General features: G+C 59.7%; 12 protein-coding genes. 2 read left to right on the top strand and 10 right to left on the bottom strand.

The genetic code is table 11. From position 1 onward, the window contains the following. Positions 1 to 28 precede the first annotated feature (28 nt). From H9642_RS07325 to H9642_RS07315, 3 genes are read right to left on the bottom strand one after another with little or no spacing between them, the layout of a single operon-like run. Complete coding sequence (locus H9642_RS07325) at positions 29 to 847, bottom strand: CheR family methyltransferase (RefSeq protein ID WP_251835762.1); 819 nt, start codon at positions 845 to 847, stop codon at positions 29 to 31. Between the two features lies 1 nt (position 848). Further along, positions 849 to 4,310, bottom strand: coding sequence for a response regulator (locus H9642_RS07320; protein ID WP_251835761.1), 3,462 nt, complete (start codon positions 4,308 to 4,310; stop codon positions 849 to 851). A gap of 48 nt (positions 4,311 to 4,358) precedes the next feature. Further along, positions 4,359 to 4,517 (bottom strand): YqaE/Pmp3 family membrane protein, encoded by a 159-nt coding sequence (locus H9642_RS07315; protein ID WP_251835760.1) that lies wholly within the window; start codon positions 4,515 to 4,517, stop codon positions 4,359 to 4,361. Positions 4,518 to 4,765: 248 nt separating this feature from the next. On the opposite strand from H9642_RS07315, the gene H9642_RS07310 reads away from it, so the two are divergent. Continuing rightward, entirely contained in the window at positions 4,766 to 5,473 is a 708-nt protein-coding gene (locus H9642_RS07310) for a GNAT family N-acetyltransferase (RefSeq protein WP_251835759.1), read from the top strand. Positions 5,474 to 5,526: 53 nt separating this feature from the next. On the opposite strand, the gene H9642_RS07305 is transcribed toward H9642_RS07310, so the two are convergent. The 4 genes from H9642_RS07305 to H9642_RS07290 form a co-directional block, all read right to left on the bottom strand. Then, entirely contained in the window at positions 5,527 to 6,825 is a 1,299-nt protein-coding gene (locus H9642_RS07305; protein WP_251835758.1) for a TRAP transporter large permease, read from the bottom strand. Next, positions 6,815 to 7,291 (bottom strand): TRAP transporter small permease, encoded by a 477-nt coding sequence (locus H9642_RS07300; RefSeq protein ID WP_251835757.1) that lies wholly within the window; start codon positions 7,289 to 7,291, stop codon positions 6,815 to 6,817. The genes H9642_RS07305 and H9642_RS07300 overlap by 11 nt, the downstream gene beginning before the upstream one ends. A gap of 71 nt (positions 7,292 to 7,362) precedes the next feature. Next, entirely contained in the window at positions 7,363 to 8,361 is a 999-nt protein-coding gene (locus H9642_RS07295) for a DctP family TRAP transporter solute-binding subunit (protein WP_251835756.1), read from the bottom strand. 359 nt (positions 8,362 to 8,720) lie between these two features. Beyond that, positions 8,721 to 9,989 carry a cation:proton antiporter gene (locus H9642_RS07290; protein ID WP_251835755.1) on the bottom strand — a complete coding sequence of 423 codons (1,269 nt, stop codon included), beginning with the start codon at positions 9,987 to 9,989 and terminating at the stop codon, positions 8,721 to 8,723. A gap of 558 nt (positions 9,990 to 10,547) precedes the next feature. Between H9642_RS07290 and H9642_RS07285 the strand changes: the two genes are divergently transcribed. Next, positions 10,548 to 11,201 (top strand): endonuclease, encoded by a 654-nt coding sequence (locus tag H9642_RS07285; protein WP_251835754.1) that lies wholly within the window; start codon positions 10,548 to 10,550, stop codon positions 11,199 to 11,201. Between the two features lie 62 nt (positions 11,202 to 11,263). Here the strand turns inward: H9642_RS07285 and H9642_RS07280 are convergent, their stop codons facing one another. From H9642_RS07280 to rpoH, 3 genes are all read right to left on the bottom strand, one after another. Continuing rightward, on the bottom strand, positions 11,264 to 13,042 hold the full coding sequence (locus H9642_RS07280) for an acyl-CoA dehydrogenase C-terminal domain-containing protein (RefSeq protein ID WP_251835753.1): 1,779 nt from the start codon (positions 13,040 to 13,042) through the stop codon (positions 11,264 to 11,266). Between the two features lie 121 nt (positions 13,043 to 13,163). Beyond that, entirely contained in the window at positions 13,164 to 14,480 is a 1,317-nt protein-coding gene (locus H9642_RS07275; protein ID WP_251835830.1) for a GGDEF domain-containing protein, read from the bottom strand. 163 nt (positions 14,481 to 14,643) lie between these two features. Further along, positions 14,644 to 15,498, bottom strand: a complete 855-nt coding sequence (rpoH, locus tag H9642_RS07270; protein ID WP_251835752.1) for an RNA polymerase sigma factor RpoH — start codon at positions 15,496 to 15,498, stop codon at positions 14,644 to 14,646. Positions 15,499 to 15,536 lie beyond the last annotated feature (38 nt).

Genomic DNA, 15,536 nt, shown 5'->3' with positions numbered 1-15,536 from the left:
AGCGCAGCACAGCACTTTCACTCGTTCCTTATCGCTTACGGAACACGCGCTCGGGCCGCGCCACCGTTTCGAAGCAATGGCCGTGGGGACTGAAGTCCAGGCTTTCCCGACTGCCCAGGCCCAGGAAGCCACGGTGGCCCAGGGATTCATGAAACAGCCCAATCGCCCGATCCTGTAGCGGACGATTGAAGTAAATCAGCACATTGCGGCAGGAAATCAGCTGAGTCTCTGCGAATACGCTATCCGTGGCCAGGCTGTGATCCGCGTAGATCACCCGTTCGCGCAGCCCTTTGTCGATCAGCGCCGCACCGTAGGCCGCCGTGTAGTAGTCCGCAAAACTCCCGAGCCCACCAGATTGCTGATAGTTCTCGGTCCACTGGCGCATGCTGTCCAGAGGGTAAACGCCTCGCCGAGCCTTGCTCAGGGCGCGCGGATTGATGTCGGTGGCATAGACCAGACTGCGCGTCAGCAGCCCTTCTTCGTCCAGGAGGATGGCCAATGAATAAACTTCCTCGCCGGTACTGCACCCCGCGACCCAGATTCTCAACGAGGGGTAGGTGCACAACAGGGGCACCACATGTTCGCGCAAAGCACGAAAATAGGCCGGATCACGAAACATCCCGCTGACGGGTACGGTGAGGTATTGCAGCAACGCCATGAACGCCTGCGCGCTGTGCAGGATGCGCCCCTGCAGTTCGGAGATTCCCCCACACCCGAGAGGTACCAACGCCTGCTGCACGCGGCGCATCAGCGTGGCGCGCGCATAGTCGCGAAAGTCGTAGCTGTAGCGGTGATAGATGGCTTCGATCAGCAGTTCGAGTTCGATGTCCAGGCCTTGCCCACTCACCTCAACCTGCCTCGACCCGAGGCAGCCAGACACGGATCAGCGAAAACAGCCGGTCGAGATCAATGGGTTTGGCCAGGTAATCGTTGGCGCCGGCCTGCAGGCAGCGCTCCTGGTCATTTTTCATCGCCTTGGCCGTCACCACGATGATCGGTAGGCGGGCAAAGCGCGGATCGCGTCGAATCTGTGCCGTGGCTTCGTAGCCATCCATTTCCGGCATCATGATGTCCATCAGCACCAGGTCGATGCCCGTGTCCGCGGTAACTTTGTCCACCGCCTCGCGCCCGTTGCGGGCGATCTGCACTGTGGCACCTTTGTGTTCCAGTGCGCTGGTCAGCGCGAAGATGTTGCGCACATCGTCGTCCGCCACCAGGATGGTGCGGCCCTCGAACGCCTTGTCGCGGTTGCGCACCTGCCTGAGGATCTTCTGCCGCTCGGCCGGCATATCCGCCTCGACCTTGTGCAAGAACAGCGTGACCTCGTCGAGCAGCCGTTCCGGCGAGCGTGCCCCCTTAATGATGATCGAACGCGAGTAGCGCAGCAGCTGGGCTTCTTCGTCGTGACTCAGCTCGCGACCGGTGTAGACAATCACCGGCGGGAACGAGTACAGCTCCTCGCCAGCCATGCGCGCCAGCAATTCTCCGCCGTCGATATCCGGCATGTCGAGATCGACGATCATGCAATCGAAGGACTGCTCGCGCAGCCGTTGCAAGGCTTCTTCGCCGCGGGCGACGGCGTGGATTTCAATGTCGTCATCCGCGATCAGGCGAATCACGCTGTCACGCTGTACTGCGTCGTGCTCGACCAGCAGCACACGCTTGACCTGCTGCGCCATGCGCGCTTCCAGGCGGGCAAAGACGGCTTTCAGTTCCTCGCGACTCACCGGCTTTTGCGCATAGCCGACCGCCCCCATCTGCTCGGCCACTTCCTTGCGGTCCTCGACCGAGACGACATGCACCGGGATATGCCGGGTCAGCGGATCGTGCTTGAGCCGCTCCAGAACGCTCAACCCAGGTCGGTCAGGCAAGCGCATGTCCAAGAGGATCGCATCGGGGCGGTAGGTGCGCGCCATCGCCTGGCCCTCAGCGGCGCCCTGGGCCACCAGGCAGCGATAGTTAAGCTCATGGGCCAACTCATACAGAATCTGCGCGAACAGCGGCTCGTCCTCGATCACCAGAACGCACCGCTCCCGACCCCGCGGCTGCTGGCGGTCATCCGGGAAAACGCTGGCCGGCAGCCACGGCAACTGGGGCGCGACGGTGCGTAGGGAGTCACCTCCAGCCTGCGGCTCAGGTAGCGTCACACTTTGGCGTACCAAGGGCAGGCGCAACGTGAAACAGCTTCCGTGCCCCGGCTCGCTGACCAGGCTCAACTCCCCTTGCAGCAGGCGCGCCAGCTCTCGTGAGATCGACAAACCCAGCCCCGTGCCGCCCTGGGGCCGTGGCCCCTCACCCTGACGAAAGGCCTCGAAAATCAGCAGCTGCTGTGATGCCTCGATACCCGGGCCGGTATCGGTCACGGCAAAGCGCAGGTGCTGATCGCCGTCTCGCTCGATGGACAAGAGCACTTTGCCCTGCTCGGTGAACTTGCAGGCATTCGACAGCAGGTTCTTGAGCACCTGCTCCAGACGCTGACCGTCAGTGGTCACGCTGATGGGCAAATCACTCGCGCAGCGCACCTCGAACTGCAAACCCTTTTGCTCGGCCAGCGGTGCGAACAACCCGCACAGCGTCTCCGCCAAACGCGCCAGGTTGACAGGTTCCAGGCGCAGGTCCAGTTTTCCGGCCTCGACCTTGGACAGGTCGAGAATATCGTTGATCAGCAACAGCAGATCCTTGCCGGCCGCGTGAATCGAATCCGCGTATTTCACCTGCTCGGCCGTAAGGTTGCCCTGTGGGTTATCGGACAGTAGCTTGGCAAGAATCAGCGAACTGTTCAGCGGCGTGCGCAGTTCGTGGGACATGTTGGCGAGAAACTCCGACTTATACCGGCTGGCACGCTGCAGCTCTTCGGCGCGTGCCTCGAGCAGGCATTGGGCCTGCTGCAGATCATGATTGCGCACATTCAACTGATCACGATTGCGTTCGAGCATCTGCGCCTGTTCCGCCAGCTGCTCGTTGCTCTGTTCCAGCTCAGCCTGTTGCGCTTCCAGGCTGGCTTGGGATTCCTTGAGCGCGCGGGCGTGCTCTTCAAGCTCCTGATTACTGGCGCGCAGTTCTTCCTGGCGATGGTGCAACTCTTCATTAAGGCGCTGGCTACCGGCCAACGCCTCTTGCAGTCGTTGCCGATAATCCATGGCAGCCAAGGCCGAGCCCAGCACGCCGCTCAATACCCCCAGCAGTTCCTGGTCTCGCTCACGCAGCGAACGCAGGAAGCCCAGTTCCAGCACACCATGGAGCTCGCGATTGTCCTCCAGCGGTACGATGAGCGCGGTGCGCAAGCGCCCCTGGCCAATGGCCGAACTGACCTGCAGGTAGTCATCGGGCAAATTCTCCAGCAGGCGCATGCGGCGTTCACGCGCCACTTCGCCGACCAACCCCTCGCCAAGGCGCAGGCTGGCCCGCCCATCGGCCTGAGCGGCATCGAAAGCGTAGGTCGCGACGCGCTGCAAGCGCCCGCCGCGGTGCACATAAAGCGCACCGACCGCCATGTCCAGATAACGGGCAAAAAACGCCAGCGCCTGGGTACCCAGTTCAGTGAAGCTGTTTTGGCCGATCAACGCCTCGCCCAATTGCACCCGCCCGCCGCGCAGCCAGGCTTGCTGGCGCAACTGCTCGGAATGGTCCGCCTGCACCTGCAATGCCTCCCGATAGGTCGTGGCAAGACGCAGCAATTCCCTGCGTCCCAGCCAGGCGATCAGCGCGCTGAGCAACAGGATCACCAGAATGAAACCGCTGACGCCCAACACACTGACCCGCTCGGCCTGGGTGCTGCGCGTCATGCGCAGCTGGCGCTCATGAGCCAGCAGCTCGGCGAACTGCTGGCGAATTTCATCGGTCAGTGCCTTGCCTTCCAGGCGCTGCAGTTCGCTCATGTAGCCCGGATCGTTGTTCTGGTAGAGCGCGAACATCCGTTCCGCGAACGCCAGCCAACGCTGATGGTTCTGTTCGATGCGCTCCAGGCGACGCATTTGCAGCGGGGTGTCCTTGAACAGCACCCGCAGGCTGGTCATGTTGTCACGGTAGCGCTTGCCGGCTTCGCGGAACGGCTCGAGAAAACGCTCGTCATTGGTCAATAGAAACCCACGCATACCGGTTTCCATGTCGATCACCAGGCGCAGTGCCTCGTGCCCTTGGGCAATACCCCGCTCGACCCGATCGCCCCATTGATAAACGCTGAGCAGGTAGTAGATCACCGCCACGAAAAAGGCCGAACTGACGAATCCCAGCCCCAGCGGCAAAGCCAGGTTGCGCGCCAGGAGACGGCGAAAATGAAGCTCATCGCGAGGCGAGGATTTCTTGGACATGAGGCTTCCCTGACCGTTTATGAGGTGCGTATACGCAGGGCTACCGGCTCAGCGGCGCGCGATGATCCACACGGCGTGGATGATGCCAGGCAGATAGCCAAGCAGAGTCAGCAGAATATTCAGCCAGAATGCGCCAGCAAAACCGACCTGTAGGAACACGCCCAAAGGCGGCAGCAAAATGGCGATCAAAATGCGAAGCAGGTCCATAGATAACTCTCCAGGCAATTTTTTGCCAGAACGCGGGTCACAATACCGACTCGGTTGGCTAGGCCGGGTTCCGTGCCATCACGGCAGTAGCGAGATTCAGCCTGGCTATCCCAAATCGACTAATGTTCACAGGCACTGGCGAGCATTCGCGTCAGGCCAGGGAGCGACTCAAGGACGATGCGCTGATGAGTCTGTAGTCCTCAGCTTCTGGGTCGTGCTTTCTTTCACAAAGCACCCGCGAGGCCATTATGAGCAGCCTGCTACAGCATAGTTATATCGCCCGACTCCGTCGCAAATTGGAACAGCGCGGCTTCAGTCAGGCCAGTCACCTGCTTCTGGTCAAATGCGCCAGAAAGCTCACTCTCTTCAAGATTCTGCGCGGCATGCGCTTGTGCGATGTAGACCCTGACTACCTGAAGTGCCCGTCCCGCTACACCGCCGGCTTTCTCGATGAGGCCCAGTTGCGCCACTACGCCCGCGATCCACAGAACGAACTGGACAACAGCTTTTTGTCTGAAGCCCTGGCCAAGGGGGATCGCTGCTATGCGATTCTGGAGGGTGAAAAACTGGCGGCCTATGGTTGGTATTCGTGTCGGCCGACCCGTATCGATCCGCCAGATCTGGTACTGAGTTTCAACCAGGATTACGTCTACATGTACAAGGGGCTGACCCACCCTGCCTATCGAGGCCAGCGCCTGCACGCCATCGGCATGAACCTGGCGTTGCAGAGTTATATGAAGGAGGGTTTGACGGGGATGATCTCTTACGTGGAATCGACCAACTTCGACTCGCTGAAATCCTGTGCCCGGCTTGGCTACCAGATCTTCGGTTCGATCTATCTGGTGCGGGTTTTCGGCCGTTATTTGCATTGGCGCAGTCCGGCCTGCAAACACCATGGCTTTACGCTGTATGACACCACGCCCTGTGCCGATGGCTGGGGGGCCCGCAAGGCGTGAGTAACGCCGCAAGAACGGAGCGGGCGAACCTCGCCCGCTCCGTTTAGGTAACACTATTCGATCGAATACCCCAGGGTGCGCGGTAGCCACAGGGCTATTTCCGGGAACACTGCCACGGCCAACAGCGCCAGCCCCATGGTCACCACGAACAGCAACGCCCAGCCGACAGTCTGCTCCAGGCGAATCCGAGCCACCTCGGTGGTCACCAGCAAGTTGACCGCCACCGGTGGGGTGAACTGGCCGATGGCAATGTTCATTGCCAGCAAAATCCCAAACCACACCGGGTTCCAGCCAAAATGCTGCATGACCGGGATCAGCACCGGCATCAGGATCATGTAGATCGAGATGGCATCCAGCAGCATGCCGGCCAGTAGCACGGCGATCATCACCAACAGCAGTAACACCGCACCATTATCCGACAACGAGATCAGCCATTCGGCCATGTGACGGAATGTGCCGAGCAAGGTGCCGGACCAGGCGAAAATGCCCGCCAGGGCGATGATCAGCATGACCACGGCGGAAATCACCGCCGCCTCGCCGCACAACTCCCACAGCTGCTTGAGTTTCAGCTCGCGGGTGACGAACAGACCGATAATCACGCCATAGGTCACCGCCGCCACTGCCGCTTCGGTGGGGGTAAACAGGCCGCTGCGCAAGCCACCCAGGATCAAAATCGGCGCGAACAGCGCCGGCAAGGCTTCTTTGAAACTCGCCCAGACTGGCGGACGCGGCTCATCGTTCGGCGGCTCCCAGCCATTACGACGGGAGAGCCACCAGGCGGGCAACAACAGCACCAGACCGGCAAGCAGGCCGGGGAACAGTCCGGCGGCGAATAGCGCACGCAAATCGACACCGGGCACCACGATGGAATACAGAATCAGGGCAATCGACGGCGGGATCAGGATGGCCGTAGACGCCGAGGCGGCGATCAATGTGACCGAAAACGGTTTGGGATAGCCGGCCTTGGTCATGCTCGGCAGCATCACCATGGCCACCGCCGCGGCGTCCGCCGGGCCGGAGCCGCTCATCCCGCTCATGATCAGGCATACCAGCACGGCCACCATGGCCAGGCCGCCATGTCGTCGGCCGATCATCGCCTGGGCGAAACGCACCAACCGCAATGCCACGCCGGATTTTTCGAAAATCAAGCCGGTGAGGATAAACAGCGGAATGGCGATCAGCGGGTACTTGGCCACACCGTTGTAAGTATTGGTGCCCAAGGTCGCCAGCATGTCCGGTGACAATCCGGCCAGGATGCCCACGGCACCGGCTAAACCAAGGGAAAAAGCCACTGGCACGCCGAGTGCCAGGAAGGCGATGAAGCCAAGCATCATCCAGACATCAGGGCTCATCGGACATTCTCCCGCGCAAACGGTCAAGGGTCATCTGGCACAGGCGCCAGGCCACAGCGACAGCCAGGACCGGCAGCCAGACCACATACCACCAGTTGGGCAAGCCCAGGCCCGGGGATTCGGACTCCCATTGATATTCCTGCCAGGCGAATACACCGCCATACCAAACCACCAGGCCCAGCACGGCCATGCCGCACAGCCATTGGAAAACAATCAGCGGCTTGCGCAGGCGTGGCAGCTTGTCCTCGATCAGTGCGATGCGAATATGCCCGTTGCGGCGCATGGCCACGGCGGCGCCAGCAAACGTCAGCACCACAAGCAGAAAAATTGAAATTTCTTCGGTAAACGCGAAGGACGCGTCGCTGGCATAGCGCACCACCACGTTGGCCAGGCTGATCAGGCAGATTACCGTCAACGCGAAAGCAGCCAGCCAGCGCTCGATTCTGGCGTCCGGTCGATGACTCATATAAAACCTCGATAACCGGCGCGAACGCGCCGGTTCAGACAACACGCCGGGGCACGCCCCGGCGACAGCTCTTACTGGGCAGCGGCAGCGTTGCGAGCGGCCTTGAGCAGCTCGACACCGATACGTTTTTCCCATTTCTGATACAGCGGTGCAGTGGCATCGATGAAGGCCTGGCGCTCGTCGGCACTCAGCTCGGTGACCTCAACGCCACGCGAACGGATGCTGGCCAAGCGCTGCGCCTCGGCGGCGCGAGAGGATTCGATTTCCCACCGACCGGCATCGTAGGCAGCCTGTTTGAGCAGCGCCTGGTCTTCAGCCGAGAAGCCTTTCCATACGTTCGGGCTGACCGCGAAAATCAGCGGATCGGCCATGTAGTGCCACAGGGTCAGGTACTTCTGGTCGACCTGGTCGATGCGCGACACGTCGAAGACCGACAACGGGTTTTCCTGGCCATCCACCGCACCGGTGGTGAGCGCCGGCTTGGCATCAGCCCAGCTCATTTGCGTGGGGTTGGCGCCCAGCGTGCTGAAGGTATCTTGAAACAAAGGCGAGCCGACCACGCGGATCTTCATGCCCTTCAGATCATTCGGCGTGCGAATGGGCTGCTTGGAGTTGGACAACTCGCGGAAGCCGTTCTCGCCCCAGGCCAGTGGGACCACGCCACGTTTTTCGATGGCCTTGAAGACCATCTGGCCGGCTTCGCCCTGGGTGATGGCATCGATATCAGCGTTGTCGGCCATCAGAAATGGCAGGGAAAACAGGTTGAGTTCCGGAACCTGCGGCGACCAGTTGATGGTCGAACCGACGGCCATGTCGATCAGCCCGGAACGCATGGCAGAGAACTCCTTGGTTTGGTCGCCGGCGACCAACTGCGCGTTGTCATAAACGCGCAAGGTAATACGTCCTTCCGAGCGTTCCTTGACCAGTTCGGCCCACTTGGTGGCAGCCTGGCCCCAGGGGAACGCATCTGAGAGCACAGTGGATACGGAATATTCGCGGGCTTGCACGGTAAATGCAGTAGTCAGTGCGGCAGCAGCGGCCAGCGCTGTAAAGCAACGGCTCAGTTTCATGGGGAGCGTCCTAATGGGATCGTTATCGTTATATGAATGCGAACGGCCGATCTGCTGATCGACGGATCCAACCACGACCGGATAGGTCGTCCAGGGCGCGCCGGGTAGACGCGAAAGAAGGGAACGCACAAGGCGTCGGGGCGTCGCAAATGCTTTTTGAGCCTGCGACAGGGCCAGCGGATGCGCTTAGCGGGCTAACTATCGCAGAAGCCACAGGGCAATGTCACCCCCGGTGGCCGGAAGCGCATTCTGGTAGAGGAAGCCCTGTGGAAGCGAAACCACCGTTTCCACAGCATCCTCCCTGGCGAAGCGAGGCCACGCACGGCATGCGACATGCAATCGCGCGGCCTTGGTATTGCTCAGTGGGGGTTTGCCGAAGCAGTACTTCTACCAAACATCTTTCTGACCAGCGGGCCGATGGACAGCCCCTGCACCAGGACCGAGACCAGTACCACGATGTAGGTCAGCGTCAGCAGCAGATCGCGCTCCGGTCCCAGTGGCAATGCCAGGGCCAAGGCCACGGACACACCGCCGCGCAAACCGCCCCATACCAGGATGCGAATGGTCCCGGACGGAATGGTTTCATCGCCGTTACGTTTGCGACGTATCAGGAAAATGCCGGGGGCCACGGTCAGATAGCGAGCCAACAGCACCGCGCCACCCAGCAGCAAGGCCGCGGCCACATGCAGCCAGGACATCGGCAGCAACAGCAGCTCCAGGCCAATCAGGGCAAACAGCAAGGCATTGAGAATTTCATCGATGAGCTCCCAGAAGCCATCCACATAGCGGCGCGACTCTTCGGACATGGCCTGCTTGCGGCCCTGGTTGCCGATGATCAGGCCGGCCACCACCATCACGATCGGTGCCGACACGTGCAGACGGGCAGCCAACGCGGCACCTGCAAATACCAGGGCCAGGGTCAGCATGACCACAACTTGATACTGCTCGACCGTGCGGATCAGCATGTACACCACATAGCCAAGCAGCAGGCCGAAGAGGATGCCACCAATGGCTTCCTTGACAAATAGCCAGGACACTTCGCCCACGGTGGGCGTTTCGCCGATCATCAGCACGCCTAGAATGATGCTGAACAGCACGACCGCCGTGCCGTCATTGAACAGCGATTCACCGATAATGGTGGTCTGTAGCGGCTTGGGCGCGCCGCTGGTCTTGAGAATGCCCATCACTGCAATCGGGTCGGTGGGTGAAATCAACGCTCCGAACAATAGGCAGTAGAGGAAATCGAGGTGCCAGCCGAACAGGGTGAAGGTGTAGTAGGCCAGCGTCGCACTCACCAGCGTGGAAAACAGCACGCCAAGGGTGGCCAAAAACCCGATCGACCACTTGTGGCTTTTGAGATCGTCGAGATTGACGTGCAGGGCGCCGGCAAATAGCAGTGCCGGCAGGAACCAAGTCATTAGCACTTGAGAGAAATCAATCTCGCGTATGATCTGCTGCATCTCCAGCTCCAGCAGCGGATAGCCCAGCAAGGCCAAACCGTGTATAGCAACAGAGAGCAGCAAGGCGGTGAGCATGACACCGATAGCAGGCGGAAGCCCGATGAAGCGGTAGTTCACATACGTCAGCAGTGTGGTGAGACCGATAAAGGCTGCTACAAGATCGAGCATCGCAACGAAGCTCCAGAATAAAAAGCATGGATGGCCACGGTGAGCCAGGCGCTATTCTGACACTGCGGCGAGACATGCGATCCGCTTGAGGGAAACTCATCGATAAAATTGCGCCCAAGGGCTGGGCACAGCATGAGCATTTGCCCAAGGCGGTACGCATAGCGTGACAGATGCAGCAAGCACGCCGCAGGGGCTTTCGATCCAAACGCTATACGCAGGCGGTTTCGCCGGGCTGGCTTATTTTTCCAAGCCAAAAAAGAAAACCCCACCGAAGTGGGGCTTGCAGACTGAATCCTGACATCCCTGATCGACCCGCCAGCCTGGCAGTATCCGATAAGTCCTTTTCGTTTTATGCGCTTCCTGCGCTTCATCCTTGCGAGCTAGATTAACCACAAGCTCAACAAGGAGATAGCGCCATTTATCAGCACGCAGTGTAAGCCTACGCTTACAACCGTCGTCCGCCTTCGGCCTTGTGTTCATTTGCCACTATTGCAAGAATCGAGACGTCATAGATCACCACAATTACAGACTCCGACACGGCGGTCCAAGGGTCGAATCATGCATAGCATTGCCATAGGTTTTCTTGCGCTGTTCACAGCCGCCTCCACGGCTCTAGCCGATGGACAAACTCACTATGTTGGGAGCGAAGAGGCCGAACGGGCTTTCTGGTCTGAGCTCTACACCAGCGGCGGCGATACCCTGTATTGCGCTGCCTCGTTCAACGGCATGGATACGAATCTGGTTGCCAGTGCCGTCTACAGTGTCCGGCAAATCCGCCGGTCGCTGCGCTGCGCCACCACTAACCAATGCGCGATTAAAACCCCTAAGTACTTGTACATGGTCGGTGACCTGCACAATCTCTATCCCTCTCAGAAGGAGATTGAAGAAGAACTCCAGAACGCTCAGTTCACCGAAATAGACGAGGCGCAAGCCAAGCGAATAGGCGTGGGCGACTGCGAACTAAAGACAGATTTCAAGGCCTTCGAACCTGCGGACCATGCCAAGGGTAATGCCGCACGGGCAATTCTCTACATGCATCATGAATATAAACTGCCGCTACCCGGACCACTAGAGATGTTCCAGCGTTGGCACCGACTCGATCCGGTGGATGCCATGGAGCGCATCCGTAACGACCGTATTGCCAGCCTGCAGGGGACTCGCAATCTGTTTATCGACGATCCCGATGCGGTAGAGCGCCTGGGAATTCCGTAACGTTCCAGCCCTCTCAAACCAACAAGCCCCGCATACGCGGGGCTTGTTGGTTTTCGTCACGCTTAGAACTGCGCGGCGTCGAGCAGGAACAACGAAGCGCTACCGGCTTTGACCGAGGCGCTCAACGAGTGAATACGCGGCAATAACCGGGCAAAGTAGAAGCGTGCAGTGCCCAGCTTACTGGCGTAGAAGTCGTCCTGATGCTCCTTGTCCAGCGCGGCGCGGGCCATCAGCGCCCACATGTAGGCGTAGGCGGTGTAGCCAAATACCTGCAGATATTCCACCGAGGCCGCACCGATTTCATTCGGATTGCCCTGGGCCTTGTCCATCACCCAGGCGGTCAGTTCATCAAGGTTGGCAACGGCCGCCCTGAGCGGCGCGGTGAACTCACCCAGAGAAGCGTCGGCGCTGGCGATGAATGCCTGGATCTCGTCAGCGAAGTGGCGGTAGTAGGAGCCGCCATTGCCGATCACCTTGCGGCCGATCAGGTCCAGCGCCTGAATGCCGTTGGTGCCTTCGTAGATTTGCGTGATACGGCAATCGCGCACGAGCTGCTCCTGGCCCCACTCGCGGATGAAGCCATGCCCACCGAAGATCTGCTGGCCATGCACGGTGGTTTCCAATGCCATGTCGGTGAGGAACGCCTTGGCCACCGGGGTCAGCAACGCAACCAGCTCATCAGCGCGCTTGGCGACGGTCGCGTCTTCGCTGTATTTGGCGGTATCCAGTTGCATGGCGACGTAGCTGGAGAACGCACGACCACCTTCGTTCAGCGCTTTCATGGTCAGCAGCATGCGCCGCACATCCGGATGCACGATGATCGGGTCGGCCGCCTTGTCCTTGGCCACAGGGCCTGTGGGCGCACGACTCTGGATGCGTTCGCGGGCATATTCCACCGCACTCTGGTAGGAGCGCTCACCCAGCGCCAAGCCCTGGATTCCAACACCCAGCCGCTCGTAGTTCATCATGGTGAACATCGCGTTGAGGCCTTTATTGACCTCACCGATCAAATAACCCGTGGCGCCGTCGAAGTTCATCACGCAGGTGGCCGAGGCCTTGATGCCCATCTTGTGCTCGATGGAACCGCACCCCAGCGAGTTCCTCTCGCCCAGGCTGCCATCCGCATTGACCATCACCTTGGGCACCAGGAACAGCGAGATTCCCTTGGGACCAGCCGGGGCATCCGGCAGCTTGGCCAATACCAGGTGGATGATGTTCTCGGTCAGGTCGTGCTCGCCACCGGTAATGAAGATCTTGGTGCCGGATACCTTGTAGCTGCCGTCGGACTGAGGTTCGGCCTTGGTGCGGATGATGCCCAGATCACTGCCCGCGTGGGGTTCGGTCAGGCACATCGAGCCCGCCCAGACGCCGGCGTACATGTTCGGCAAGTACTGTTGCTTGAGTTCTTCGCTGGCATGGTTGAGCAGCGACAGACAGGCGCCGGCGGTCAGCATTGGGTACAGGCCAAAGGACAGGTTGGCCGAATTGACCATTTCCTCGACTTGCGCGCCGATCACCTTGGGCATGCCCATGCCGCCGTACTCCGGCGAGCCGCCTACACCCACCCAGCCCCCTTGGGCATAGGTCTGGTACGCCTCGATAAAGCCGGCTGGGGTCTGCACTGCGCCTTGATGCCAGGAACAGCCTTCCTCGTCACCACTGCGATTCAGCGGAGCGATGCTGCCAGCGGTGACCTTGCCGGCCTCTTCCAGGATGGCGGCAGCGGTATCGGCATCCACGACGTCGGCCAGACCGGGGAGCTGGGCCCAAAGCGAGGCCACGTCGAAGACTTCATTGAGCACGAAATGCATGTCGCGCAGGGGCGCTTGGTAATCAGCCATGTAAACCTCGCGGATAGACGGTTGCCGGAACGGCCGGAAGCGAAAAAAACCAGTCTAGCCGAACAACTTGCAGGACACATAGCGTCATATCGTGACCTTAAAGTCAGCACCAGTCACAACCTTAACGGGTGGCCACAGCCTTGCGCCGGGTAGCCGGCACGGCTTTCTGCCCATAGGCCACGACGCGGTTTCTTCCCGCCTCCTTGGCCTTGTACAGGGCCTGGTCGGCAGCCTTGATCACCTCCTGCGGATCACGGTGCTCATCACTGCGCTCGGCCACGCCGATACTGATGGCCACCGAGACATGCTGGCTTTTGCTCTGGCCGCGCTGGTTGCGGCCTCGCTTGGCATCTTCGGGCCGGCTCTGCTTGTCACGCAGGCGCATGCGGTATTCCTCGATATTACGGCGCAGCGCTTCCAGATGGGGAAGGCACTCACTGATGCTTTTACCAGGGTACAGGACGGTAAATTCTTCCCCCCCATAGCGATACGCGGTACCGCCGCCACTGACCTTGCGCAACTGGCTGGCGACCATACGCAGCACCTGATCGCCTACATCATGGCCATAGGTATCGTTGAACTTCTTGAAATGATCGACATCAGTCATGGCAATCACATAGTTGCGGCCCAGACGAGCCATGCGCTCATTCAACGCCCGCCGTCCAGGCAGACCGGTCAGCTCGTCGAGGAAGGCCATCTGATAAGCCTCCTGAGCCACCGCAACGATCAGCGCCAGCATCACCATGCTGCTCATCACCACCAACGCCTCGGGCAGCATGAAGGTATTGAGCAACATCCAGTACAAGCCCAGCACGGCAACCAGTTGGGACGCATGCAAAACCCGAGGATGGCGCAGGTATTGGATCAGCAGCACCAGGAAGGTCAACGCGAACGCAGCGTAAGAGAACTGGATCAATGCCTGGGTCAACGGCCCTTGCAACTGCTCCACGCGGATCGCCACCAGCCATTGCAGGACGTCATCTGGATACCGACGGGCCATGGCTACCGCGACGCCTGTAACCGCGATCAGAACCGCGCTTCGAGCTACCAGATCCTGCACCAATTGCGCGCGCTCGGACCAGGCAGCGTAAACCCCGTACAGCAGGGGCAATAACAAGCTGCACATGTGAAAGGTCAATGCCGTGGACTCGCGCACCACACCATGAGTCCGGAAATAATCGGCTTCGTTGGCAAGGATGTAATGGCTCAGGTACACGACGATCAGGAGCGCTGCTTGCCGTGTACGACCATAAAACAGGCACAGAAGGCCACCCAGCCCCAGCAGCAGGATAGGCAACACCTCGAACAGCGTTGAGAAGAAACTGTGCAGCCAGGTAATAGAGGCGAACCCCTGCTGCGATGTCAGCACCACGCCAGCAAGGATTAGCATTATTGAAGAAAGGAAATGGCTTAGACGATAAGCAGCAGTATTAAGCAAGACGATTTCCAGGTCATACACCGAAAGCCATCATTATGCTGGCAATCCCACGTTCCGGCCAGAGAAGGCGATAGCTTACTGGCGCCAGAAAACCGACAACTTTCAGCTCCAGCCAATTATACCTGACCCATAAAAAAACCGCGCAACGCGCGGTTTTTTGGAGTTACGCCTGAATAAAACCCTTGAGCTTGTTCATGGCGTTTTTTTCAAGTTGACGGATTCGCTCCGCCGACACCTGATATTTAGCCGCCAACTCATGCAAGGTGGCCTTTTCTTCGGCCAGCCAGCGCTGATAAAGGATGTCGCGACTGCGCTCATCGAGTCCCTGCAAGGCCTCATGCAGGCTGGCGGTAGAGCTGTCGCTCCAGTCAGCATCTTCCAATTGACGGGCTGGGTCGTAACGGTGATCTTCCAGATAGTGCGCTGGAGACTGGTAGGCGCTGTCGTCATCGGCATCAGCCGCCGGATCGAAGGCCATATCATGGCCTGTCAGACGACTTTCCATTTCACGTACTTCGTGGGGTGCGACCCCCAGGCTCTCGGCGACGCCATTCACTTCATCATTATTGAGCCAGGCCAGACGCTTTTTCTGGCTGCGCAGATTGAAGAACAGCTTGCGCTGCGCCTTGGTGGTCGCAACCTTGACGATCCGCCAGTTGCGCAAGATAAATTCGTGGATTTCAGCCCTGATCCAGTGCACGGCAAAGGACACCAGGCGCACGCCCATTTCCGGGTTGAAACGCTTGACGGCCTTCATCAGGCCAACGTTGCCTTCCTGAATCAGATCGCCCTGGGCCAGGCCATAACCGGCGTAGCTTTTGGCGACATGCACAACGAAACGCAGATGAGCCAGAACCATTTGCCGGGCGGCGTCCAGGTCCTGGTGATAGAAGAGGCGATTGGCCAGATCACGCTCCTGTTCCGGCGTCAGCAGGGGAATGCTGTTTACCGAGTGCACGTAGGCCTCCAGGTTCGCGCCAGGAGCCAGAGCATAAACAGGTTGCAGAGATGTGGACATGCGTGCCCTCCGATAACTATGACGGGATGCAGTGTAGC

Origin of the sequence: Serpens gallinarum (assembly GCF_014836765.1) — a bacterium.
In the GTDB taxonomy this organism is placed as follows: domain Bacteria; phylum Pseudomonadota; class Gammaproteobacteria; order Pseudomonadales; family Pseudomonadaceae; genus Serpens; species Serpens gallinarum.
Note: the sequence above shows the minus strand (reverse complement) of the source record. Positions and strands in the feature narration are given on the sequence as shown.